15 protein-coding genes and 1 pseudogene are annotated in these 23,319 nt (G+C 69.5%); 4 read left to right on the top strand and 12 right to left on the bottom strand.

From position 1 onward, the window contains the following. Position 1: 1 nt before the first annotated feature. The 4 genes and pseudogenes from AC07AW_RS40450 to AC07AW_RS40435 all read right to left on the bottom strand — a co-directional run bounded on the left by AC07AW_RS40450 (position 2) and on the right by AC07AW_RS40435 (position 5,465). A complete protein-coding gene (locus AC07AW_RS40450; RefSeq protein ID WP_478820459.1) occupies positions 2-1,453 on the bottom strand; it encodes a lipase/acyltransferase domain-containing protein in 1,452 nt (483 codons plus the stop codon). 210 nt (positions 1,454-1,663) lie between these two features. Further along, positions 1,664-2,428 (bottom strand): annotated as a pseudogene (locus tag AC07AW_RS40445) (IS701 family transposase); the annotation flags it as partial. A gap of 230 nt (positions 2,429-2,658) precedes the next feature. Continuing rightward, the gene (locus AC07AW_RS40440) at positions 2,659-3,912 is read right to left on the bottom strand and encodes an IS701 family transposase (RefSeq protein ID WP_478820458.1); all 1,254 of its coding nucleotides are present in this window, start codon (positions 3,910-3,912) and stop codon (positions 2,659-2,661) included. A 164-nt stretch (positions 3,913-4,076) separates the two neighbouring features. After that, complete coding sequence (locus AC07AW_RS40435) at positions 4,077-5,465, bottom strand: hypothetical protein (protein WP_478820457.1); 1,389 nt, start codon at positions 5,463-5,465, stop codon at positions 4,077-4,079. Between the two features lie 740 nt (positions 5,466-6,205). On the opposite strand from AC07AW_RS40435, the gene AC07AW_RS40430 reads away from it, so the two are divergent. After that, on the top strand, positions 6,206-7,279 hold the full coding sequence (locus tag AC07AW_RS40430; RefSeq protein WP_478820456.1) for a tyrosine-type recombinase/integrase: 1,074 nt from the start codon (positions 6,206-6,208) through the stop codon (positions 7,277-7,279). Positions 7,280-7,586: 307 nt separating this feature from the next. Here the strand turns inward: AC07AW_RS40430 and AC07AW_RS40425 are convergent, their stop codons facing one another. The 7 genes from AC07AW_RS40425 to AC07AW_RS40395 all read right to left on the bottom strand — a co-directional run bounded on the left by AC07AW_RS40425 (position 7,587) and on the right by AC07AW_RS40395 (position 19,206). Then, positions 7,587-9,389 carry a glycoside hydrolase family 35 protein gene (locus AC07AW_RS40425; RefSeq protein ID WP_478820455.1) on the bottom strand — a complete coding sequence of 601 codons (1,803 nt, stop codon included), beginning with the start codon at positions 9,387-9,389 and terminating at the stop codon, positions 7,587-7,589. Between the two features lie 133 nt (positions 9,390-9,522). Beyond that, entirely contained in the window at positions 9,523-13,131 is a 3,609-nt protein-coding gene (locus tag AC07AW_RS40420; RefSeq protein ID WP_478820454.1) for an endo-alpha-N-acetylgalactosaminidase family protein, read from the bottom strand. Between the two features lie 44 nt (positions 13,132-13,175). Continuing rightward, positions 13,176-14,060 (bottom strand): carbohydrate ABC transporter permease, encoded by an 885-nt coding sequence (locus AC07AW_RS40415; RefSeq protein ID WP_478820453.1) that lies wholly within the window; start codon positions 14,058-14,060, stop codon positions 13,176-13,178. Continuing rightward, positions 14,057-15,031: a carbohydrate ABC transporter permease gene (locus AC07AW_RS40410; RefSeq protein ID WP_478820452.1), complete on the bottom strand. Its 975-nt coding sequence runs from the start codon at positions 15,029-15,031 to the stop codon at positions 14,057-14,059. The genes AC07AW_RS40415 and AC07AW_RS40410 overlap by 4 nt, the downstream gene beginning before the upstream one ends. 93 nt (positions 15,032-15,124) lie before the next feature. Then, positions 15,125-16,423: an ABC transporter substrate-binding protein gene (locus tag AC07AW_RS40405; protein WP_478820451.1), complete on the bottom strand. Its 1,299-nt coding sequence runs from the start codon at positions 16,421-16,423 to the stop codon at positions 15,125-15,127. Between the two features lie 432 nt (positions 16,424-16,855). After that, on the bottom strand, positions 16,856-18,031 hold the full coding sequence (locus AC07AW_RS40400) for an ROK family protein (protein ID WP_478820450.1): 1,176 nt from the start codon (positions 18,029-18,031) through the stop codon (positions 16,856-16,858). A gap of 167 nt (positions 18,032-18,198) precedes the next feature. Beyond that, on the bottom strand, positions 18,199-19,206 hold the full coding sequence (locus AC07AW_RS40395) for an Lrp/AsnC family transcriptional regulator (protein ID WP_478820449.1): 1,008 nt from the start codon (positions 19,204-19,206) through the stop codon (positions 18,199-18,201). Between the two features lie 143 nt (positions 19,207-19,349). Between AC07AW_RS40395 and AC07AW_RS40390 the strand changes: the two genes are divergently transcribed. From AC07AW_RS40390 to AC07AW_RS40380, 3 genes are read left to right on the top strand one after another with little or no spacing between them, the layout of a single operon-like run. Then, complete coding sequence (locus AC07AW_RS40390; RefSeq protein WP_478820448.1) at positions 19,350-20,825, top strand: MFS transporter; 1,476 nt, start codon at positions 19,350-19,352, stop codon at positions 20,823-20,825. 39 nt (positions 20,826-20,864) lie between these two features. Next, a complete protein-coding gene (locus AC07AW_RS40385; RefSeq protein WP_478820447.1) occupies positions 20,865-21,716 on the top strand; it encodes an alpha/beta hydrolase family protein in 852 nt (283 codons plus the stop codon). After that, on the top strand, positions 21,713-22,579 hold the full coding sequence (locus AC07AW_RS40380) for an alpha/beta hydrolase fold domain-containing protein (protein WP_478820446.1): 867 nt from the start codon (positions 21,713-21,715) through the stop codon (positions 22,577-22,579). The genes AC07AW_RS40385 and AC07AW_RS40380 overlap by 4 nt, the downstream gene beginning before the upstream one ends. Here AC07AW_RS40380 and AC07AW_RS40375 read toward each other — a convergent pair. Then, positions 22,576-23,106, bottom strand: a complete 531-nt coding sequence (locus AC07AW_RS40375) for a hypothetical protein (protein WP_478820445.1) — start codon at positions 23,104-23,106, stop codon at positions 22,576-22,578. The two genes, AC07AW_RS40380 and AC07AW_RS40375, sit on opposite strands and share 4 nt — an antisense overlap. Positions 23,107-23,319 lie beyond the last annotated feature (213 nt).

The raw sequence follows: 23,319 nt of genomic DNA, 5'->3' as shown, positions 1-23,319 counted from the left end.
GTCAGGCTTGCCACTCCGATGCCAACACCAGAACGAGGCGTGTCACCGGCTCGCTGCCGCCGACGACCTCGATCTCGTACAGCCCCGGCAGGGAGGCGACACACGTCGCCCTCAGCCTGCCGTCTTCCCCCGGAAGCGGCTTCAACTCCGGATACAGGACGTCGCCGTGCCCGCTGATCTCCTTGGCGCTACAGCTCAGATCGGCGCCTCCGGACCACCCTGACACCTCGATCGTGAAGGGAGCGCCGGGCTCGGCCCATTCCGGGACGTCTAGATCGAACGAGCCGTCGCCGAGCATGGCTCCCAGCTCGTCGGGGTGACGCAGACCGCGCAGCATCCCGCACGCCAGGTCGATGACGGTGCGGCTGCGGGCCAGAGCGCCGTGTTCCTGGTAGACCGGGATCGCTCTCTCGCGGGCACCCGGCAGATGCGCGGCGAACTGGTATACCGTGCCGTCGCCCCTGCGGTTCTCCCTGCGGGGTCGGCCTTCGGGGTGGAGTAGTACGCGGTGGTCGTCGGGATGCCGTACGAGGATCTCCTCCATGCCGACCACGGAGTCGCCCGCCATGTGGTAGCTCTGCAGCGTCCGTTTGCCGAATCCGACGATCATGCTGTGGTCGGGCAGGGTGATGCCCTGTGTGGCGTCTCGGCGCCGAAGGGATTCCTCGACCAGATCGCGTCGGCCACCCAGGGCGATCAGGTCGTCGGCGGTCGGCACCCGCGAGTCGATGCCGAGGTCGAGGGCCCGGTAGGAAGGGAGGAGGTCGTATATGCCGGGCATCGTGCGTGCCACGTCCCGCAGGGCGGTCCGGGGCAGGGGGAGCGGTGCTCCCGTGCCGGAGTTGAGCATGACAGCGGCGTTCACCGATCCGGAGAAAGGCGTGCCGACGGTCATGACCGCCCGGATGTCGGGACGGAGGTCGCTGTGAAGCATGAGCTCACGTACGAGGAGCCCGCCCATGGAGTGGGCGACGAAGATCAACCGGGCCGGTCCGGCCTCGGGATGCCGTTCGAGATAGTGACGATGGGCTGGATGGTGGCGCCAGGCCTTGAGGTGGCGGCGGACTTGATCGGCGAGCAGCCCGCCGTTGTGCTGGACCGAGAGTCGCCAATCATACGGGAACGGGAGGACCGCGCTACGGTCTACCGCCGCGCGGCGCAGCTCGCTCACGAGCTCGTTGTAGGGTTGAGCCCGGCCAAGCCCCGGCAGGCTGTCGGCAATGTTGAGCAGGCCGGACGGCTCGACTCTCCCTGTCGCTCCGTCGCGTTCGCCCTTGGTGAGTCCAAGGGCCTTGAGACGGTCCGTGTGCATGCGGGCCGTGTAGCCGAAGAGTCGCCCGACACCCCACAGTTGCTTGCCGCTCTCGACGTCCTTGAGGGCACTGCCCATGATGCCCGGAACGATGATCACGGCATCGTGGAGACGCAGTTCGGGTACTCGTAACTTGCTCATGTTCCACACCCTTCGAGCCACAGCTACCCGCTGCCCTGCGCGTCCCTGCGCGGTGAGAGCATGAGGCTAGCACGGGGGTATATGACGCTGGCCATGCCTTGAATAGGTGGGCATCAGCCTTTTGATGCACGACCGCTGTCCATCGTGTGCTCGTGCGCCGCCTTGCCGGAGTCGAACGTTTCTGCTCCCGGGGTTTGTTGGAGGTGCTCTCGACAGTCGTTGCCAGGCCTCACCCGGTGCTTCTTCGATGAGCTGGTCGATGCGCCAGATACCGGCCAGGGACTTGATCTGCTGGGATTTCGGCACCGCCACCACGTAGCCGATGTCGAGTTGCTCGAGCAGGCGGCGGAAGTGCCAGTCGTGTCCGTAGGCCTCGTCCGCGGTGACCCATGCGGCGGGCAGGCCGGCGGTGAGGCAGCGGCGGACGATGTCCCGGGCCAGTTCGCCCTTGGTCGCAAAGCGCCGCTCGTCAGGGATCTTCGCAGCCCGGCAGCGTTCACGGTCGGATGTCCAGGCTTTGGGCAGGTAGAGCTCCCGGTCCACCAGAGCCCGGCCCGAGCTGGAGGCGTAGGCGGCGAACACCCCGATCTGGCAATTGTCGATCTTTCCCGAGGTTCCGGTGTACTGCCGGCCCACCCCGGCTGACGTGGTGCCCTTCTTGATGAACCCCGTGTCGTCGATGATCAGTACCCCACCCGGGCCGAGCCGTTCGGCAACATAGTCGCGCAGGTCGTCCCGGACCGCTTCGACGTCCCACCGGGCGCCATTGAGCAAGTGCTGCAGGCCTGCCGGATCACGATGGCCGGCCCACTCGGCCAGCTGCCAGCCGTTCTTCCGCTCGACCGGCGCCAGCAGACCACGCACGTAGTCCCGCATCCGCCGCCGCAGATCCGCCCGGACGAACCGACCCGCCACCCGAGCGAACACCGACTCCAACTCGGCCTGCCACTGGCCGACTTCAGTTACCGCCTCCATACCCGGACAACGAAAACCACCAGCTCAGGACACGAAATCTAACTGGAGTATTAGTACTCCAGCAGGACTTTGGTGTCTGACCTGGGGTGATGCCGGGCGGCTGGAGTGTAGCGGGACGGTAGCTGGTCAGGGGCGGTCTCGAAGAGACCGCCCCTCGATCGTGCGACAGCGTCGCTGGTAGTGACAGCGGCGGGCGACCGCTTGGCGTCGGCGGCGCCAGTTCGACCAGCTCAGCGCGTGGCGTCGGCCTCGATGTCCACGCAGGTGCGGGGGCTGGGGACGACAAGCTGCCAGGAGTCGCCGAACCTCCGCCACTGTGAACTCGATGGCCCCGGCCGCCTCACCGGTGCCGCCCCCTTTTCACGGGTCTGGTGCGCCGTGGTCGCCAGGAAGGCGTGCGCGAGCATGGCGAGGGTGATGTGCCGGTACCAGCCGGTGTAACGGCGGACTTCGTACTGGTCCAGGCCGCATTCGTTCTTCGCGGTCTGGAAGCACTCCTCGATCGCCCAGCGCGCCCCGGCGACCCGCACCAGCTCCTGAACGGTGGTCTCCAAGGGGGCGTAAGCGAGGTAGTAGGCGATCTCGTCGGGCTTGCGGATGCTGCGCCGGGCCAGTGCCCACCGCATCCGGTGGGGGACCTCGCCCTGGTAGTCGAACTCGGCGACCGCTGGCAGCCGGACCGCCGCCCAGTGGTAGACGCGAGGGCCCTTCGCGCCGTCGCCGTACGAGAACTTCTCCCATGCTTCGGCCGGGGCCTGCGCGAACAGGCCGTCGATGCGGGGGCAGCCCACGGTGAACTGGGACTTGGGCACGGCCAGCACGTAGCCGATGCCCGACTGTTCCAGCAGTCGGCGGAAGCGGCTCTCCTGTCCGTAGGCGGAATCCGCGGTGACCCAGGCGATGGACAGCCGCGAGGCGAGGCATCGCAGCACGATCCGCCGGGCCAGTTCGCCCTTGGTGGCGAACTCCCGCTCGTCAGGGACCTTGGCCGCGCGACAGCGTTCGCGGTCCTCGGTCCAGGATCTGGGCAGGTAGAGCTCGCGGTCGACCAAGGCACGGCCGCGGGTGGCGGCGTAGGCGGCGAAGACGCCGATCTGGCAGTTCTCGGTCCGTCCGGCGGTTCCGGAATACTGGCGCTGAACCCCGGCGGAGGCAATGCCCTTCTTGACGAACCCGGTGTCGTCGATGATCAGCACGCCGTCAGCCTCGCCGAGCTTGTCGGCGACGTATTCCTGCAGGTCGTCGCGGATGTCATCGGGCTCCCACTTCGATCCGGCGAGGAGGTGCTGCAGGCCGTCGGGCGTGGGATGGCCGGCCTGTTCGGCCAGCTGCCAGCTGTTCTTGCGGGCCACCGGGGCCAGCAGACCGCGCACGTAGTCGCGCATGCGGCGACGGAGTTCTACTCGGCCGAAGCGATGGCCGATGGTCACGAAGAGGTCGTCCAGTTCAAGGGCCCACTGCTCGGCGGCGTGCTCGGTGATCACGCGGAGAGGCTGCCCCGCCGCTGTCACTACCAGCGACGCTGTCGCACGATCGAGGGGCGGTCTCTTCGAGACCGCCCCTGACCAGCTACCGTCCCGCTACACTCCAGCCGCCCGGCATCACCCCAGGTCAGACACCAAAGTCCTGCTGGAGTATTAGGGGCGGGTCACCGGAACGAGCTCGAACGAGGCTCCTCGTCCTGTCCCGGCAGCAGCCGCAGGGCGAAGACGGAGCCGTCGGCGTGGACGGAGACGGGGCCGCCCCAGTCCTTGTCGAAGGTGAGGCGGGGGCGGACGTGGCGGCTTGCGTGGACGAGGGTGCGGTATTCCTCGACGTCGCCTCTGACGAGGAGTTGGAAGATCTCCTCGTCCACGCCGGAGAACGCTTCGACGCGGGGGCCGTTGAGGCGGAAGACGTGGTCGGTGCCGACATACTCGTTGCCGAAAAGGGTGTGGGCGGCGTCCTGGATGCTCATGCTGGCCGCATGTTCGAGGCCGGTGAAGCGTTTGCGGCCTTGCCGGTCGGTCAGGTGGCGGGCGGTGGCGTGGCCAGAGCCGGTGAAGGCCATGAGCCCCGCCGCGGTGGTGTGGGCCAGGGACTCCTGGAACCAGGCGTAGTCCTTCGCTTGCACGTGGCATCCCCGTACGGGCTCCGGTGCTATCAGGCCCTTGGTCGGCGGGTGAATGTCCGGCATCACGTTCGCCTGGAACGGCGGGGCGTTCAGGTTTGCCTCCCGGCCCTCCACCGGGGACAGTCGGCCGCCACTGCCGGGTGCCTGGAGGGCGTGGACGGTCATCGTGCCGCCGTCCGTCGGGAGCTGCGTGCTGAACAGCAGGCCGGGGGTCTCGTTCCACGCACCGATGTGTACCGCTTCGGCGTGGGCCGAGGCGGAGGCCAGCTGCTCGGCAGAGGTGGCGGGGTCGCTGTGGTTGCCCTTGCACGCGAGGGGGATGACGAGGGACGGCTCGCCCGGCTGCCAGACCTCCGCGAAGTACTGGGGACGATAGCGGTACCTCACCTTCTCGCCCTTGTCCCTGCTTGTGAGGGCCCAGCCCGCGCGTAACGCCGTGTCGGCGGGGACGATTGTCACCGAATGGTCGGGGAAGCGGCTGCGCAGCATGTGCTCGGCGAGCGTGAGCGCGAAACCGACGCCGAGCTCGCCGGACTGTAGCGACTTGTAGTGGTCCGCGATGCGGTGGCCTTCGTCGGTGAGGGTGAGGAAGGAGTCATGACCGCCGGCCAGGGCCTGGGTGTACTTGAGTGCGCCCCAGTGCTCCGCCAGCCCCCGGCCCGCACCGCGCCACGACAGGGCGCTGGCCCGGGCGAGGGTGTGGAGGACATCCCAGAGGGTCACTTCGAACTGCCGGAGCAGCTCGGTCGGCAAGATCGGGGCGAGGGCGGGCTTCCGGCGGAGCGGCTCATCCTCGTTCTCCTTCCGCTTCTCGTCGTCCGCCGCGATGGCGGCCTTCGCCTTCCCGACGAGCGCGTCATCAGAGTGCACGGAGATGTTCGAGGGCTGGGTCAGGTCCTGGAGCACTTCCTCGGTCGGCTTCAACAGCTCTCCTTCACGGTGTGCGCGAGCGGTTCACCATCGCGCTGACCGTACGGAAGGGAGGGATGGCGCACGCAAGTGCGCAGGGGCGCGTGATCTTGGCTTAGGTCCGGGGCGGGCTGGCGTTGGCGCCTTGGCCCCGCCTCGCTCGCGAGCTCCACACTGCCGAGGGGCCTCGGACGGGCGGCAGACAGCGAGCCGACTTTTGGAGCGGTCGAGCGTCGACCGGCTGATGGTCAAAGGGGCCGTGTTCCGTGAACCGGAGCGATGTCGGTGCCCGACAGGTCGGTGGGCGCACGTCGTCCGTGTGTGCAGAGGGACCTCCCGCATGTTTGATGGCTCGTCAGGTAAGTCAGCATCCGGTCAGCATGAGTCCCCGCGCGTTTCGGGGTGGTCGTCCCAACAGACGCCGGTGCGAAGGGAAAGCCCAGGTAGGAAGCCGTCTCGTCTGACCGGAGCGATGTTCCTCACAAACATCGAACGAGGGTGTCGGTGTAAGGTCGAGGACGCCCTTGACCTGCAGAAAGCAGGCAGGGAGCCGTCATCCAGGAGTCCTAAATGCTGCGCACTCTGTTCAAGTCCAAGATCTGACTATTCGGCGTCGCCGCAGGTCAGGGGCATCATGTGCCCCCCTCAGGTCAGCAAACGGTCAGCATGCGTCCCGGACGTGTCTCCGCTTGCTGACCCTCGACCCGCGGTACGGCGCCTGAGCGTGATCTTGGGCTGGAACGGATGGTGCGTACATGGCCCGACAGCTCGCCCGCGGCATGGGGTCCTTCTTCAAGGACTGTGGCTGCGCCAGGCCCACCCGCTGCCCTCACCCGTACTCGATCCGTTTCCGCGACGCGCTAGGCAGGCAGCGGGAGGAGTCCGGTTACGGCACGCAGGACGATGCGATGGAGCGCCTCACACAGCTCTACGCGGAGAAGAAGACGACCGCGCCGTCGGTGGCGGCGGCCCGCCGGGAGCTGGGGCAGCTGACGGTTGAGGAGTACGCGAAGCAGTGGCGGCCCCGGCAGCGCAAGATGACGGATTACTCCACGGGCGAGCACGTCGACAGCTCGATCAATGTGCACATCGTCCCGCGCCTGGGATCGCGGAAGCTGAACTCGGTCACACCGATGGTGGTCGAGCGGTTCCTGGAGGAGATGGAAAGCGACGGGGTCGGCCGGGGGAACCAGGTGAACATATTCCGGGTCCTCAAGACCATCCTGCGCGACGCCTATGGCAAGGGGGCCATGGCGGACGACCCGGTGAAGGGAGTCCAGGAGCCGGAATACGTGCGCGAGCAGGTGGTCATTCCATCCCTTGTGTATGTGAAGAAGGCTTTGGCAGCCGCCGACGAGGACCTCGCGCTGGAGATCGTCATGATGGCGGGATGCGGCCTGCGAAACGGCGAGGCGCGGGCGGTGAACGTCAAGAACGTCGTGGCGCAGGACGTCTACCGGGTGCGCGAGCAGATCCACTCCAACACGCACAAGCCGGCGAAGCTGAAGCACCGCAAGGTGGGGGCGTTCCGAGAGGTTCCTCTGCCGCGATCGGTACGTGAGGCGATCGAGCGCTACGAGGAGAAGCACGGCAGTACGAAGGACGGCTACCTGCTGCGTGGCCCCGGCGGTTACTACACGGAGCCGATGGAGCGACGCCGGGTGAAGAGGCTCTTCGAGAACCTCCCGCCGGAGCAAGGCGTCGGGATGTACGGCTTCCGTCACTACTTCGCCTCGAACGTCCTCGGCAACGGCATCCCCATCACCGACGTCGCGGAATGGATGGGCCACAAGTCCATCGAGGAGACGTACCGGACGTACGGCACCTGATGCCGGGCAGCATCACCAAGGCCGCCCGGATCCTGGACGTCGGCCTCTGGGAGGCAGCCTGAATCCGCGGGCCCTGAGGAACAGCAGGTTCTGCGTCTGCTGGCGATAAAGCAGCGAAACCCTCGCCGACCGGTGAAGACGGCTGTCCGGAGGATCGATTCGCTGCCTTGGACCGGGACCGGTCCGGATCTCCTCTCGCAGTCCCGCGGGGGCCCCGCCCGGTGCGCGGTCCTTCCGGTCGGCATACGGAGCGGGGCCGTTGTGTGACGCCTTATCAGGCCCAGCGATCCCGTGGGTGGTGCTCCGGTCAGTACCGGGGCGCTGCCGCCACGGGCCCGAGGTCGGGCTGGTCACGCAGTTCGACGGTAAGGGGCTTGGCGGGGCCGGCGAGGTCCAGGATCAGGATCTCGTTCGTACCCGCGCGCCACAGGGGTGCCGGGGCGTAGAGGGTGCGCTGGGGGCCCTGTTCGGTGCGCAGGCGGCCGAGGAGGAAGCCGTTCAGCCAGACCAGGGTGCGGTTGCTGTCGGGGACGGCGAGGAAGGCGTCGGCCGGCTCGGGAAGGTCGACCGTGGCGCGGTGGAAGACCGGGCCGTCGCCGGTCACCTCGGCGATGGTGGTCGGCAGCGCGGCCGGGTCGTCGAGGGGAAGCACCCGGATGTCCCAGCCGAACAGGTGCTGGTAGTCGAGCCGCACACCGGCGACGAGGCCCTTGCGGTCGGCCAGGTGGGGGCCGTAGTTGACCCGGCCGAAGGGCTCGACGAGGATCTCCAGATCCGCGCCGCCCTCGGGGATGGTCAGTTCGACGGTCGGGTTCGGGTCGTCGCGTTCGAGCACGCCGGCCAGGCGCCCGTCGAGGAAGACCTGGGCCAGGTCCCGGACGCCGTCGACGGTCAGCGTGGCGGGGCCGGCGGGGCCGGTGACGCGGTGGCGGTAGTGGACGAGCCCGCGGTGGTGGCCGAGCTTCTCCATCGGTTCGGGTGCGGGTCGGTGGGACGCGACGGAGAGCACGTCCAGGTTGTCGCGCAGGCCCGCGACCGGAGTGGCGGGGACGGTCTGCTGGGCGACCCGGGGCGGCTGGGCGGGCGGTTCGGTGTCCGGCAGCTTCACGTAACGGCCGATGACCTCGCGGAAGGCGTGGAACTTCTCGGTCAGTTCGCCGGCCTCGCCGATCGGCGCGTCGTAGTCGTAGCTGGTGATCGTGGGCATGTAGCCCGGTTCGTTCAGGGTCTTGCCGGTGTGGTTGGCCCCTGCCCACCAGCCGAAGTTGGTGCCGCCGTGACCCATGTAGATGTTGACGGATCCCCCGGCGGAGAGGATCCCGTCGAGCGCCTCGGCGGCGTCGGCGGCGTCCCGGACGTGGTGGGGGTCGCCGAAGTGGTCGAACCAGCCGTTCCAGAACTCCATGCAGACCAGCGGGGCGTCGGGCTGGACGGCGGCGAGAGAGGCGAAGGCCTCGTCGGGGCGCGAGCCGAAGTTGGCGGTGGCGAGGACCCCGGGAAGGGTGCCGCCGGCGAGCATGCGCGCCTCGGGGCCGTCGGACGTGAAAAGGAGGCAGTCGATGCCACGGGCGAGCAGCCCGGCCTTCAGGTGCTCCAGGTAGGCCGCGTCGTTGCCGTAGCTGCCGTACTCGTTCTCGACCTGGACGGCGACGATCGGACCGCCGCGCGAGACCTGGAGTTCGGCCAGTACGGGGATCAGCTGGTCGAACCACCGGTCCACGGCGGCCAGGTAGGCGGGGTCGGAGGTGCGCAGCCGTATCGACTCGTCGGCGAGCAGCCAGGCCGGCAGTCCGCCCAGGTCCCATTCGGCGCAGATGTACGGGCCGGGGCGGGCGATCACGTCGAGGCCGAGCGCGTCGGCCTCGCGGATGAACGCGGCGACGTCGTGCCAGCCGTCGAAGCGGGCCGGACCGGGTGTGGGCTGGTGGAAGTTCCACGCGATGTAGAGCTCGATGGTGTTGCAGCCCATCGCCTGCAGACGCTGCAGCCGGTCGCGCCAGAGTCCGGGGTGGATACGGAAGTAGTGCACGGCGGCGGAGACCACGCGGTGCTCGCGGCCGCCGCGCAGGAAGCGGGGGCCGTCGACGGTCAGGGCAGGTCGCGCGTTCATGAGTGGGTGCTTTCGGTCGTGGTCATGGATGTGGGGTGCCGGGCACTGCCTGGACGGGAGGCGGTGCCCGGCACCGGTTCGGTCACACGGGTCTCAGCCGGGTGGCAGCCGTGTCAGCGGGTGTCGACGGTCGTCACGGGTGGCTCCACCGCTGGCTGACACGGCCGTCGCAGCGCCGGATCTCCAGCGGGGTGCCGTTGGTGGTGGCGTCGCCGACGGCCGTCAGGCAGCTGCCGGACTCGACGCCCTTGTACGTCTTGGTGGCGGTGTCGTAGGTCCACTGCTGGTTGCCTCCGCCATTGCACTCCCACAGTTCGACACCGGTCCCATCGGCGGTGCCGTGTCCGATGACATCCAGGCACTTGCCCATCGAGCGGATCGTGTCGTCCGCGGCGAAGGCCCAGGTCTGGTTGGTGCCGCCGTTGCAGTCCCAGAGCGCGACGCGCGTGCCGTCGGTGCTGTCGCTGTTCGGGATGTCGACGCAGCGGTCGGATGCCTCGCCGGTGATCGGACCGGGGACGCTCGGCCGGCAGGTGGGCAGGCCGGTGGTCTCCGTGCCGAGGTCGTCGATGACGAGGTTGTCGAGGGTCGCGGCGCCGTTGGCGTTGGTGGCGCTGGTGAGGGACAGGAAGACGTCTCCGCAGTCGCCGACCGTGAACGAGGTGTCGAGACGGCTGTGCGGGGCCGACCGCACGGGCGGCAGGCTGTCCGTCCAGGGGCCGGTCCACCAGGACGGCACCGGTCCGGGCGCCGGCGCACCGGTCAGCTTCTCGGTCGTGGTCTGTTCGAGGACCGTGTCGGTGAGCGGGACGGCGGCGTTCTCCCCGTCGACCTTGAAGTGGTACTGGCCGGCGATGTCGCTCTGGTAGTCCGCCTGCACCCGGTAGGAGTGGCCGGGGAGGAAGCGGATCGATCCGGGCCAGGTGCGGAACTGCAGTCCGGAGCCGTTGTTGATGGTCTCCAGCGAATAGCGGCCGCTGATCGTGTCGCGGGTGTACCCCTCGTGGTACTCGGACAGGATCTCGCTCGGCTCGCCGTGCTTGCCGATCAGGAACGGGCCGAAGCCGCCGCCGGTGTTGTGCTCGAAGTCCTCGGTGTACGTGTGCCCGTCCGCCCGGTGGGTTGCGCCCGGGACGGCCATGGCGCGTACGTCGGACCAGAGCACGGTGTCACCGCTGTCGGAGTCCGCGTCGGCCTTCAGGTGCAGAGTGGCCGTGGTGGCCCCGGCGGGCTGGGTGAACAGTACTTCCATGCGCTGGAACCGCTGGCCGCTGAACCGGTTGTTGGCGTCCGTCTGGACCGGGGTCGGCTTGTCGATCCAGTTGACGGCCGGGTCGGCGCTGTTGCCGTCGACCTGGAGCGTCGCCTTGCGGGAGCCGGTCACCGACACGTACGCGGAGGCGGAGTACGTCTGGCCCGGTGTCAGGCCCGTGAGCGTCTGGGTGACCTCGCCGTCGCGGGAGCCGTTGATCCGCAGGTTCTGGAAGCCGTTGGCGTCGGTCACCACAGAGACGCCGGAGGTGTCACCGGAGGTGGAGGCGGCGGTCCAGCCGCTGAGGTCACGGGTGAAGAACTGGCCGTTCTTGACCAGGGTGCCGGTGCCGAAGCCCACCGAGGTGGCCGTGTCGGTGCGCAGCACCGGAGTGCCGGTGTTGCTGCCGTCCGCGTACGTGCCGGTCGTCGGGGCCGAGACGGGGGTGCCCGGGTAGATCACGTACGGGGTGTTCGCGTCGAGGTCGAGCGTGACCTTGCCGCCGTTGACCGTGATCTTCGTGCCCGCGTCCTTGCCGGTGTCGGAGAGCTTGTACAGGGTGACCGAGCTCTGGCCGGACCAGGCCTTGGGGAGCGTCCAGGTCCGGGACTCGTTCGCGTCGTTCCAGGCGTAGATCTTCTGCTGGCCCTGCGGCGACCAGGGAAGGAAGAACTTGTCGCCGTCGCGCTCCAGGGCTCCGTCACGCCAGATCTGCGGCGAGTCGCCGTTCATCCGGGTCGAGACACCGCCGGTGAACCGGATGTCGCCGTCCTTCCAGTCGGTGATCTGGAAGTGCTGCAGGTACTTGGCCGGCAGGTTGGTGGTGAAGACCTCGGCGATCTCCTTGTTCACCGAGTGCTCGCTGTGCCAGCCCATGAACGAGGCCTTGTTCTGCACCCCGCCCAGCATCGGCTCGCTGTTCTTGATCCAGGCGTCCATGTCGTGGTTGTAGACGAAGCGCAGGATCCGGCTGTTGATGCCCACGTTCTCGTACTCGGCCGAGTCGTGGTACCAGGACACGTACGGGAACATGTACGTCGGGAACTCGGTGTAGATCGGCAGCTTGTGCTGCGCGACGACGTTCGCCTCCTTCCAGGCGTTCCAGTCGACGCTGTCCGTCTGGAAGAACGCGTCGCTGTAGACGAAGCCCAGGTTGGGGACCTCGCGCACCAGGGAGCCGATCCGCTCGGCGAAGTCGCCGGAGGCGAGGTCCTTCCCGGTGTCCAGGCTGAAGGCGGTGTCGCCCCAGATGTACGGGGCCGCCGGGTTGGTCGGGTTGTGCGTCTTGTCCCAGCGGAAGGCCTTGCTGCGCGGCGCCTGGCCGACATCGCTGATGTGGACGCCGACGATCGCGTTGTAGGCCGCGGCTCCGTCGACGACGGTGTTGATGTCGGCGAGCCCGCCGGCGCCGGTGTTGTAGTGACCGGCGTAGTCCGGGTGGCCGGCGTCGTGGCCCTCGTCCTGATAGCCCTTCAGCTCGATGGACTGACCCAGGCCATCGGTGTAGAGCGCCATCTTCTTGATGCCGTCGAGGGTCTTCACGAACGGGTTCTGCGCCTGGGAGACGAAGTTCATCGCGATCTGGGAGACCACGTTGTTCTTCGTCTGCGCCGCCTGCTCCGGCTCGGTCATGATCTGCCGGTACGCGACGGCCGCGTCCTGCCAGTCGACGCCGGGGGTGCCGTTGACGTCGCCGGTCAGCACGACCTTCGCCTCCGGCAGGGCGACGACCTTGCCGTCCGGCCCGCGATAGGTCCACACGTCCGAGCCGACGGCGGTCGTGTTGACGCCTCCGGAGCTGGTGGTGCGCACCAGCAGGTTGCCACCGCGGTTCGGGTCGACAGGGTCGCCGAAGGAGGTGAGCGAGTTGCTGGAGACACCGGCGGCGACGGTCGAGTCGGCGACCAGGGCGATGGCCTTGTGCCGCGGTGCGGGGTCCGTCGGCAGCGAGGACACGGCGGCGATGGTGTCCATGTCGGGACCGGGCGCGTAGTAGGTCTTGTAGACGGACGCGTCGGCGATCTGTGCGCCGGGCCGGTCGCCCCGGATCGACAGCAGGTTCAGCCCCGGTATCGCCAGGGTGGAGACCTTGGTCGACCCGGTCTCGGTGACGCCCGTGACCTTCCAGACCAGGACGGATCCCGACACCGACACCCGGACGTTCAGCGTGACGTCGATGGAGGGGAAGGCGAGCACGTAGTCGACGCGGTCGTTGCCGACCGTGGAGGTCACGGTGGGCGTGTAGGCGGTGCCGTTGATGCTGACCTGCGGCGTCGTACCGGTGTTGCCCGGAAGGGTGCTCTTGCCCAGCCGGTACTGGAACACCTGGGGGAACCCGGTGTCGACCGTGGCCGTCAGCTGCCCGGAGCGGATGGTCGCGCCGGCGGACGCGACCTGCGGCTTGGCGGCAGCGGGGAAGGCGCCGCCGAGGGTCAGGAGCGAGGCGCTGAGCAGGACGGCACAGGCCGCCCGAGCGCGTGGTCGATGCATGGCTTGCCCTTCTGGGGAGTGGGGCTGCGGATGTGTGGGGGTTGTTACTTGACGGCGCCCGCGGTCAGACCGCTGCGCCAGAAGCGCTGCAGCGCCACGAAGGCGATGAGCAGCGGGACCAGGGAGACGAACGCTCCGACGATCGGAAGCATCGGGGGCACGCCGTTCGCGAACTGCGACCGCCACTGGACCAGGCCGACGGTCACCGGCAGCTTGGAGGCGTTGTTGATCATGAGCGCGGGCAGCAGGTAGTTGTTCCAGACGCTCACGAACTGGAAGAGGAAGATCGTCACCAGGGCCGGCGCCATCACCGGCAGCGCGATGCGGAAGAACGTCCGCCGCTCACCGGCGCCGTCCATGCGCGCGGCCTCAAGCAGTTCGTCAGGGACGGAAGCCGTCGCGTAGATGCGGGAGAGGTACACGCCGAAGGGGCTGACGAAGCTGGGGAGCAGCACCGCCCAGTACGTGTCGGTGAGCTGCAGTTTGGCCAGCATGAGGAACAGCGGCAGGGCGAACATCGGTGCCGGGATCAGCACCGAGGCCAGGATCACGTTGAAGATCGCCTCACGGCCGCGGAACCGGTACTTGGCCAGGGCGAAGCCGGCCATGACCGACAGGAGCGTACTGACCGCCGCGCCGAGCAGGCTGTAGAGCGCGCTGTTGGCCAGCCAGGAGGAGAAGACCCCGTCCTGGAAGGAGAACACGCGCCCGAGGTTGCCGCCGAGGTCGAAGTGGGAGAACCAGAGCGGGCTGCCCTTGTAGAGGTATCCCTCGCCCTTGGTCGCCGAGACGAACAGCCACCAGAGGGGGATGAGGGTGTAGAGGGCCATCAGGCCGAGCAGGGCGTTGACGACGAGGCGTGCGGGCAGCGGGCTGCGGGTGGCCGTCGGGCCGCGGGTGGCGATCGGGCTGCGGCTTGTGGTGGTCATACGTCGGCCATCCTTCGCTGGGCGAACTTCAGGACCCCGAAGGAGAGGACCAGGGTCACCAGGGCCAGCAGAACCGATTCGGCGGCGGCGAGGTTCGGGTCTGCCTGAGAGGCGGTCAGCGTGGTGTTCATGATCGGACTGAACTTGTTGGAGGCACCGGGAATCCGGGCGGCGGCGAGCACGGCCGGCTCGGTGTAGAGCTGGGCGGTGCCGATGACGGAGAACACCGTGGTGAGGACCAGGGCGGGCCGTACGAGGGGGATCTTGACGTACCAGGCAAGGCGCCAGCCGGTGCAGTTGTCGAGGGTCGCCGCCTCGATCACCTCTCCGGGAACGGCCTGCAGCGCGGAGTAGATGATCAGCATGTTGTAGCCGGTCCAGCCCCAGGTGATCATGTTGCCGATCGACACCGGGATCCAGTCGGCCGACAGGAAGTCGGTGTGGATGCCGAGGGCCGCCAGCGGACCGGTGAACGGCGAGATGTCCTTCACGAGGAGGAACGACCACATCACGGCGGCGATCGCGCCCGGCAGGGCGTACGGCAGGAAGAAGGTCAGCCGGAAGGTCTTCCTGAACCGGGCGGAACGCGAGTCGAGCAGCAGCGCGAGCGCGAGGGCGAGACCGAGCATCACCGGCACCTGGACGACACCGAGCAACGCGACCCGGAGGAGCGAAGCGGTGAAGTCCGCGTCGTGGAGGGCGTCGAGGAAGTTGTCGAAGCCGGCGAACCGCGTGGTCCGCGCCCCGCCGAACAGGCCCTGACGGCTCACCGTGAAGAAGCTCTGATAGATCGCGTATCCGATCGGCGCGAGCATCATGGTGGCGAACAGGACACCGAACGGGACCAGGAACCCAGCGGCGTTCAGCACGGTGCGGTGGCGGTGCCGACGGCCCGGCCCGGCCTTCGCGTGGGGTGGCACCGGTGTCGGGGGCGGTGCCGGTACGGGAGGTGGTGCGGTCTGGGCGCTCATGGTGTTCGTTCCTCGACGCGGTTGCGGGGCCCCGCGGTGCCGCTCCGGGCGGCACCGCGGGTCTCCCTCGGATGATCTGACCTCCGCAGGGCGTCAGTTGCCGCTGACGGAGAGACCCAGGCTCTTGATCTTGTCAACCGTCTTCTGCTGGACGGTGGTGGTGGCCTGGGCGTAGCTGCCCTTGCCGATCGCGTCCGTGTAGTCGGCCTCGATCTGGCCGAACGTCGGCCCGGCGACCCAGCTGGAAGGCGTGTTCGCCGCGGACTCCTTGAAGACGTCGTAGATCTTCTGCCCGCCGAAGTAGGGGTCGCCCTGGGAGAGCAGCGGGTGGTTCAGGCCGGCCTTCGACGCCGGGTAGAGACCCCCGACCGTGATTCCGGTGGCCACCGCGTCCTTGTCGCCGGACAGGAAGGCGGCGAACTGCTCGGCCTGCTTGGGCGTCTTGCAGCCGGTCAGTACGGAGGTGGCGGAACCGCCTGAGTTCGCACTGGCCTTGTCGCCGGCGTTCCAGGTCGGCAGCGGCGCCACGGCCCACTTGCCGGCGAGGTCCTTGAGGTCTCCCTTGATGCCCGAGGCCGCCCACGAGGCGTTCACGAAGGTCATGACCTTGCCCGCCTCCGAGGCCTTGTTGAAGGTCGGGTCCCAGGCGTTGCCGTTGTTCATCACCAGCTTCCGGTCCTTCAGGTCCTGCCAGTACGCGGCGACCTTCTGCGTGCCCGGGTTGTCGATGGAGACCTTCCAGGACTCGCCCGACGTGTCGAACCAGGACTTGCCGGTCTGCCAGGTGAGGGCGGCCATGTCGTAGGCGTCCTGGGGCGCGGTGCCGAAGGCGACGCTCGGGTCTGCCTTGTGGACGGCGGCGGCGTCGGCGGCGTACTCCTCCCAGGTCGCGGGGGGCTTCGCGATGCCGAACTTCTTGAACAGGTCGGTGCGGTAGTACAGGGCCATCGGGCCGGTGTCCACGGGGATGCCGTACACCTTGCCGCCGGCCGAGGATGCCGCGACGGTCCAGTCCAGGTACTTGCCGGTGTCGCCGGAGGCGTACGGGGTGATGTCCATCAGCGCGTTCTTGACCAGCATCGACGGGATGTCGCCGTAGCCGACCTGCGCCAGGCACGGGGCCTTGCCGGCGGTGATCGCGTTGGTCATCTGGTCGTATCCGCCCTTGGCGCCGGACGGGATCTGCTTGAACGTCACCTTGGCCTCGGGGTGGGCGGCGTTCCACTGCGCGGTGATCTTGTCGTAGCCCGGGGCCCAGCCCCAGAACTCCATGGACACCGGCCCGCTCGGGGACGCGTCGCCGGGGGAGCCGGATTCGGAACAGCCGGTCACCAGCAGGGCGAGGGAAAGGGCTGCCGCGCCGGCGGCGGATCTGTGCGTGAGAGTGCGCATGACTTCCTCGTGACGACGTGATGGGAAGAGCGAGAGGGAGTTCGACCGGACGACGGGAGAGAGTCTCGGAAAGGACCCGGTCGAAACCCTTGGGGAACCTGCGGAGGATTATTCAGTTCGCTGTCGAGTGCTGGTCAATACCCCTGGCAAGTGTTTTTCCAGCTCTTTTTGAGGGCTTTCGAACGGGCCGATTCCGGGCATGGTTCGCATGCCGTCGATCCCGAGGTGTGATTTCAGGGAAGGGCGGCATGCCAGGGGAGCGCGAGAAGGGAAAGAGGAGCGCTCGTCGGTGGGCGGAACGAATTCCTGACCCTGCAGGGCGGGAAGGAATGAGTTACCGCATGAGTTACCGGTGAAATGCTGCGCCAGCGGATTGCACCGCGGTGGTCACCGCAACGGGAATCCCTCGGCGAGGAATTGGCGGGGCGGGGCTCAGGGCAATCGGGCGCGGAGGCTCTCCCTGATGACCAGGCAGGCCGCGCCCCGCGCCCACAACGTCTCACTGGCCTCGTCGACCTTGATCACGCAGTCGCGGGCGGCCGTGGAGACGGCATGGCGTTCCAGGGCGGCGGTCATGGCGGGCCCGAAGTGTTCGTACGCCACGACGCCTTCTCCCGCGAGCACGATCAGGCCCGGGTTGAGCAGGTTGCACAGGCAGGCCAGGCCGCGCCCCAGAGCGTCACCGGCCACCGTGAACGCCTGGAGCGCGGCCTGTCGTTCGACCTGCGCCCCCGACCGGGCGATCTCCGTCACCGTGTCGTAGTCGGCATCGGGTCGCCCGCCGGCCTCCTGGAACATGCGCAGCACCGCGTCGGAGGAGGCCAGGGCCTCCACGCAGCCCCGGTTGCCGCAGGCGCAGTCGGGACCGTTCGGCTCGATCGGTAGATGCCCGAACTCGACGGCCAGTCCGCCGGCGCCCGAATGGAGGACTCCATGGAGCATCAGCGCGCCGCCGACGCCCCGCCCGACCGAGATCACGGCGAAGGAGTCGACCTCCCTCCCCTCTCCGAACCAGCGTTCGGCGATCACCAGGGCGTTGACGTCGTTGTTCACCACCACCGGAAGTCCGGTCGCTTCGCTCAGTGGAGTGGCGACGTCGACATCCGTCCACCCCAGCCGGACCGCCGACCGGCAGACGCCGCCGACCGCGTCGACATGGCCGCCCACGCCCACCCCGACACCCAGGACCCTCGCGTCCTCGCGCTGGGCCTCCGCGATGAGCCGGGCCGTCAGATCGGCGGCCACCGAGAGCACATGGGCCGGCTCCGTGGTGTCGAGCGAATGCTCCATGCGGATCAGCGGACGGGCGCCGAGGTCGGTGAGCACGGCCGCGACATGAGTGCGCGCGATCTGGATCCCGACGACCAGGTGCTGTTCGGTGTTGACCCGCAGCAGCCGCTGAGGACGCCCGAGCCCGGTCGCGCTCTGCTGTCCGGTCTCGCTCAGGTATCCGCTCTCGATCAGCGGCGCGAGCAGCCGGGTGACCGTGGAGGGCGACAGTCCGAGCCGCTGCGCGATCACCGTTCGCGAGACCGGACCCGAGGTGAGCACCTGGGCGAAGATCTCGGCTCCTGTCTGATCGGGGACCAGAGCCGTCGGCGTGGTCACGTCACATCCCTCCCCGGTGTTTCAGTGACATCTCAGTGCTGCGGTGAGTCTGGCGTAGATACTTTCTTGCGTCAAGAAAAGAAGTCGGGTGTTGTCGGCGGGAACGGTCCGCGATCGCCCGGTGCTCGTGAGGTGCCGCGGTCGAGAGGCCAGGCGTCGCGCCCCCGCTACGCCCGGTGTCCTGCCCGGATGTCGATGGAGACGACCTCCAGGGCGTAGCCGCGCTCGTCGACCAGGCGGCTCATCATCCGGACCGGGCGGAGGACGAGGTTGCTGTTGGTGACCTCTATCTCGGGGAAGCGCTCGTTGAGCTCGACGCCGAAGCTGTGTACGTGCCCGAGGTCGCGGAAGGTCGCCTTGAACACCAGGTTGTCGGGGCCGGCGACGGAGGAGATGGTCTTGATGTTGGGCAGGGCGGCCACACCCGCGGCGGTCGCGTCCATGAGCCGTGCGGGCACACGCGCGGCGTACCAGACGGTCAGCGGAGCACCCGATTCGGCGGACGCGACCTCGACCATGGGCCGGTAGGCGCCGAGCCGGGTGAGCTTGTCCAGGCGACGCCGCGCCGTGGCCTCGCTGGTGCCCAGAGTCTGCGCCAGCTCACTGAGAGGTTGGCGGCCGTCCGCGCTGAGGGCGAGGCAGATGTCCCAGTCCAGGTCGTCGACCGCCTCCGCGGACGGCCCGGCGAGGGGACCGTGGTCGGGATCGGGCAGCCGTCTCACGGCCGAGGGGGCCAGCGCTCCCGCACCGACCAGATGACTCTGCGCGTAGACCTTGAGGACCGGGTAGGTGCGGACCGCGGTCACGCCCGGGATGCCGGCCAGACCGTCGAGGACGTGGTCGGACAGGGCGGGGACATCGGCGGCGGCCACCGTGGCGAGGATGTCGACGGTTCCGGTGGTGATGTCCACGAACATCACCCGGGGGTCGTGCGCGAGCGCCTGCGCGACCCGTTGGATCGCGTCCGGGACGCAGGTGAGCTCGACGATCGCCGCCGCGGCCGTCTGGGTGAGGAGCGGGAAGCAGGTCACCCAGACGGTTCCCGTGGCGGCCAGGCGCTCCCAGCGGCGGGCCGCCGTGGTCGCGTCGATGCCGGCCGAAGCCCCGACCACCGCCCAGGGCGCCCTGGGAGAGCGTTCGATGACATGGATGATCGCCAGATCGGTCTCGTCCACGACGGCCTCTCCTGTGAGGGAATCGGGCACGGAAGCAGCCAAGATGAAGGTTTCCTGCGTATGGCCGAGTTCTCGTGCAGCAGGGTGACGATCCTGCCACCAGCCCCGCAGAGTCGCGGGGCCTGCCCGCCCACGGAGACACCATGATCGCCCCGCTCCCCGCCCCAAACGCCGGATCCAGAAGCGGACCGTCCCCGGTCCTGCTCGTGCTCGCCCTCCTGCTGGCGATCTCGGCGTTCCAGGTCGCCTCGATGATGATCACCCCCGCGCTGCCGTCGATCGGGGAGCAGCTGCACGCGTCGCCCGCGCAGCTCTCGCTGGCGCAGAGCCTGTTCTTCGCGATCGGCGGCCTGTCCGCGGCGATGCTTCCACTGAGCGACCGCTTCGGCCGACGCAGGATGCTGACCACCGCGCTGGTCCTCGGCATCGTCGGCAGTGTCCTGGTGGCCGTCTCCGGCAGCCTGCTCCTTTTCGGTGTCGGCCGCCTGATGCAGGCGACCGGTGTCGTGGCGCTGCCGCTCGCGTTCCTCATCCTGCGCGACCACGTTCCGGCCGACCGCTACCCGCTCTACCTCGGCTGGCTGAACGCACTGAACACCGGCATCACCGGCCTGGACGCCTTCGTCGCCGCCCGCCTCACCGACACCGTCGGCTACCGGACCATCTTCTGGATCGGCGCCGCCATCGGCGTCCTCGCACTGGTCTGCGCCCTCGCCGTGGTCCCGCGGTCGCTCCCCGTCAGCTCCCGCACCGACTGGCTGGGCATCTCGGTGCTCGGCGCCGGCGTGGTGGCCCTGTCCACCGGACTCGCGCAGTCCGGCTCCTGGGGCTGGACCGCCACCGGCACGCTCGTGCTGCTCGGCCTGGGCGTCGCGCTGCTCGTGGCCTTCGTCCTGGTGGAGCGGGTCGTGCCGCAGCCGCTCGTCCAGGTCCGCCACCTGGCGAGCCGCCGGGTGCTGGGGCTCTCCCTCGTCATCCTGCTCGGCATGAGCGGGTTCATGGGCGTCTTCGGACTGCTCATCCCGTACTGGGCGCAGCTTCCGGAGGCCGCCGGCGGCTTCGGCCTCTCCGCGACCGCCTACTCGCTCGCCGTGCTGCCCGGCACCGCCCTGGCACTGTGCCTCGCCCCCATGATGGGGGCCCTCGCACGCCGGACCGGCTGGCGGCCCGTCCTGCTCGTCAGCACCGCGGTCGCGGCCGCCGGAATGGTCGCGCTGGTGGCCACCCACCACGGCACCGTGGCGGCCTTCGTCTTCCTGGCCGTGCTCACCTGCGCCTGGTCCGGTGGCGCGATGACCGCGGTCAACGGCCTCGGCATCGCCTTCTCCCCGGCGAAGAGTCCCGCCTTCCTGCCCGGGATGGTGTCGGTGATGTTCTCCTTCGGCGCCTCCATCGGCTTCGCCGTCGGCGGCTCCCTGCTCGCCCGCGACCTGGTCTTCGCGGCCGGGCAGCCGCCGCACCCGAGTGGGTCCGCCTTCGCCACCGCCTTCACCGTGATGGCCGTCCTCATGGTCGCCGCGGCCGTCGTCGGCTTCCTGATCCCGCGTACGCGTACCACCGGCGACCGCGTCGACGACGAGGCGACGGCCCGGGCCGACTCCACCGCCGTCGAAGCCTGACCTCTTCCCGTCAAGGAACCACCCAGCCAAGGAACCACCGTGATCAACCCCTCCCCGGGAGACGGCCGCTTCGTGACGGTCCCCTCGCCCGCCGGCCCGGTCCCCGGCACCCTGGTGATGCCCGACCGGCCCGACACCGCACCCGAAGTGTCCGCCGCGCCCGCCGTGCTGCTGCTGCACGGCACCGGGAGCCTGCGCGACGAGGTGGGCGGCATGTTCGCCCGCCTCGCGGCGGCCCTCGCGGCCGTCGGGGTGGCCTCCCTGCGGATCGACTTCGCCGGCTGCGGCGACAGCACCCGTCCGCAGACCGAGTTCACCGTCACCAGCGAACTGGCCGACGCCCGCTCCGCGTTCCACTGGCTGGCGGGGCGGCCGGGCGTCGACGGCTCCCGGGTCGCCGTACTCGGCTTCTCCCAGGGCGGGCTGATCGCCGCGCTGCTGACCGGGTCAGAACCGGAGGCGGCCGCCCTGGTCTCCTGGTCCTCGGGCGTCGTCCACTCGCCCTACGGGGCCTTCGAGAAGCTCGCGCCCGCCTTCGCCGGCGACCAGGACCCGGTCGCGGTGGATCTGGGCTTCCTCGCCTTCACCTTCTCCCGCACCTGGTGGGAGGAGGCGACCCGGCTGGACCTGCGGCCCGCGCTGACCGGTTTCGACCGGCCGGTGCTGGCCATCGCCGGCGCGGCGGACGACGTCGTCGCCCCGGCGGCCTCCCGCGCGCTGCTGGACGCGGTCGAGAGCACCGACACCACCCTGGTGGAGATCCCCGGCGCCGACCACATCTTCGACGTCCTCGACCCCGCACGCGACCGGTCCCGGACCGTCATCGACACCACCACCGCCTGGCTCACCTCCCGCCTCGCCGCCGACCTGCCCTCCGGAGGCACCCGATGACTTTCGTCGACAACGAGAACTACCCCTTCCCGGAGTACGAGCTCCCCGCGCCGGAGCAGTGGCCCGGCCGGACCTCGTACCGCGACGCCCTGGTGGCCCGCCTGCAGGGCTACCGGCCGCTGATGCTCGACCTCGACCTCCCCCCGCATGCCTCGGCCGCCGCCCCGGTCCCGGTCGTCGTCTGGATCCACGGCGGGGCGTGGATGTTCGGCACCAACAAGCACTGCGCCGGCCCCATCCCCACCGAGCTGATGCGGGACCGGGTCCTGGCCCGCGGCTGGGCCTTCGCCGCCGTCCAGTACCGCCTCAGCGGCGAAGCGCCCTGGCCCGCCCAGCTCCACGACGTCAAGAGCGCCGTACGCTGGCTGCGGCACCACGCCGACGTGATCGGCATCGACCCCGAACACATCGCCGCCTGGGGCGAATCGGCCGGCGGCCACCTCGCCCTGACCCTGGCGACCACCGGCAACCGCCCCGACCTCGAAGGCGGCAACGGCGTCGAAACCGGCTCCAGCGCGGTCTGCGCCGCCGTCTCCTGGTACGGCCCCAGCGACCTGACCTCCCCCGACCCCGGAAGCCCCCAGGACCGACTCCTCGGCGGCCGCACCGAGCACGCCGCCGACGCCAGCCCCCTCCATCTGGCCGACCCCGGCTCCGCACCCCTGCTCCTCGTCCACGGCACCGAGGACTCCCTCGTCCCGGTCGACAACAGTGAACGCCTCGCAGCCGTCTACGCCACGCACGGCGCCCCGGCGGAACTCGTCGTCCTGCCCGGAGTGGGCCACGCCTTCGCCGGAAGCGACCCCGACCCCATGGTCGACACAAGCCTCGACTACCTGGAGCGGTACTTCAGCCCACGCTAGGAGCTGCCGCTCCGGACCCGGATGGTGGGCATCCGTACCCCGAAGGCGGCGTCGCCGGCGCCGTGCACGGACAGCACCGATCCCAGCAGCCAGGGCTCGCCGAAAGCCTCGGCGTGCGGGAGCGCCTCCTCGGCGACCGGTCCCGCCTCGGCGAACCGTCCGGCCAGCGCGAGCGAGGTCGCCCGCAGGGACAGGCTGCGGGCCAGCAGGGCCCGGCGCTCGGAGCCCACCACCTGCCGCGCGCATGCGTTCGCCGCTTCGGCCGCCGAGATCGCCTCCTCGTAGCGGCCCAGCACCAGACGGGTCAGGGCCCGGCTGCCGTGGTGGGCGGCGGCCGACCGGGGCTCGATGCCGGCGGCGGGCGGCCGCGCGTCGAGAAGGGCCAGGCCCTCCTGGGCGTTCCGCATGCCGACGAGCACTTCTGCGAGGCGCCCGGTGGCGAGGACCAGACCGTCCTCGTCGCCGCGCCGGCGCGGTTCCGCCACGGCCTCGCGCAGCACACCGGCCGCCTCCTCGTAGCGGCCCATCCGCCGCAGCACCGCCGCGCGGTCGATGCGAGTCCAGGCGGCCTCGGCCGCCAGGGGGTCCAGGCGGTCGGTCAGCTCCGTGTAGTAGCGGTCCGCGGTGTCGTTGGCGCAGAGCGCCGGGGGGGGGGGGGGGGGGGGGGGGGGGGGGGGGGGGGGGGGGGGGGGGGGGGGGGGGGGGGGGGGGGGGGGGGGGGGGGGGGGGGGGGGGGGGGG

The organism is Streptomyces sp. NPDC044003 (assembly GCF_056435185.1).
This window is presented reverse-complemented; position numbering and strand designations above follow the sequence as displayed.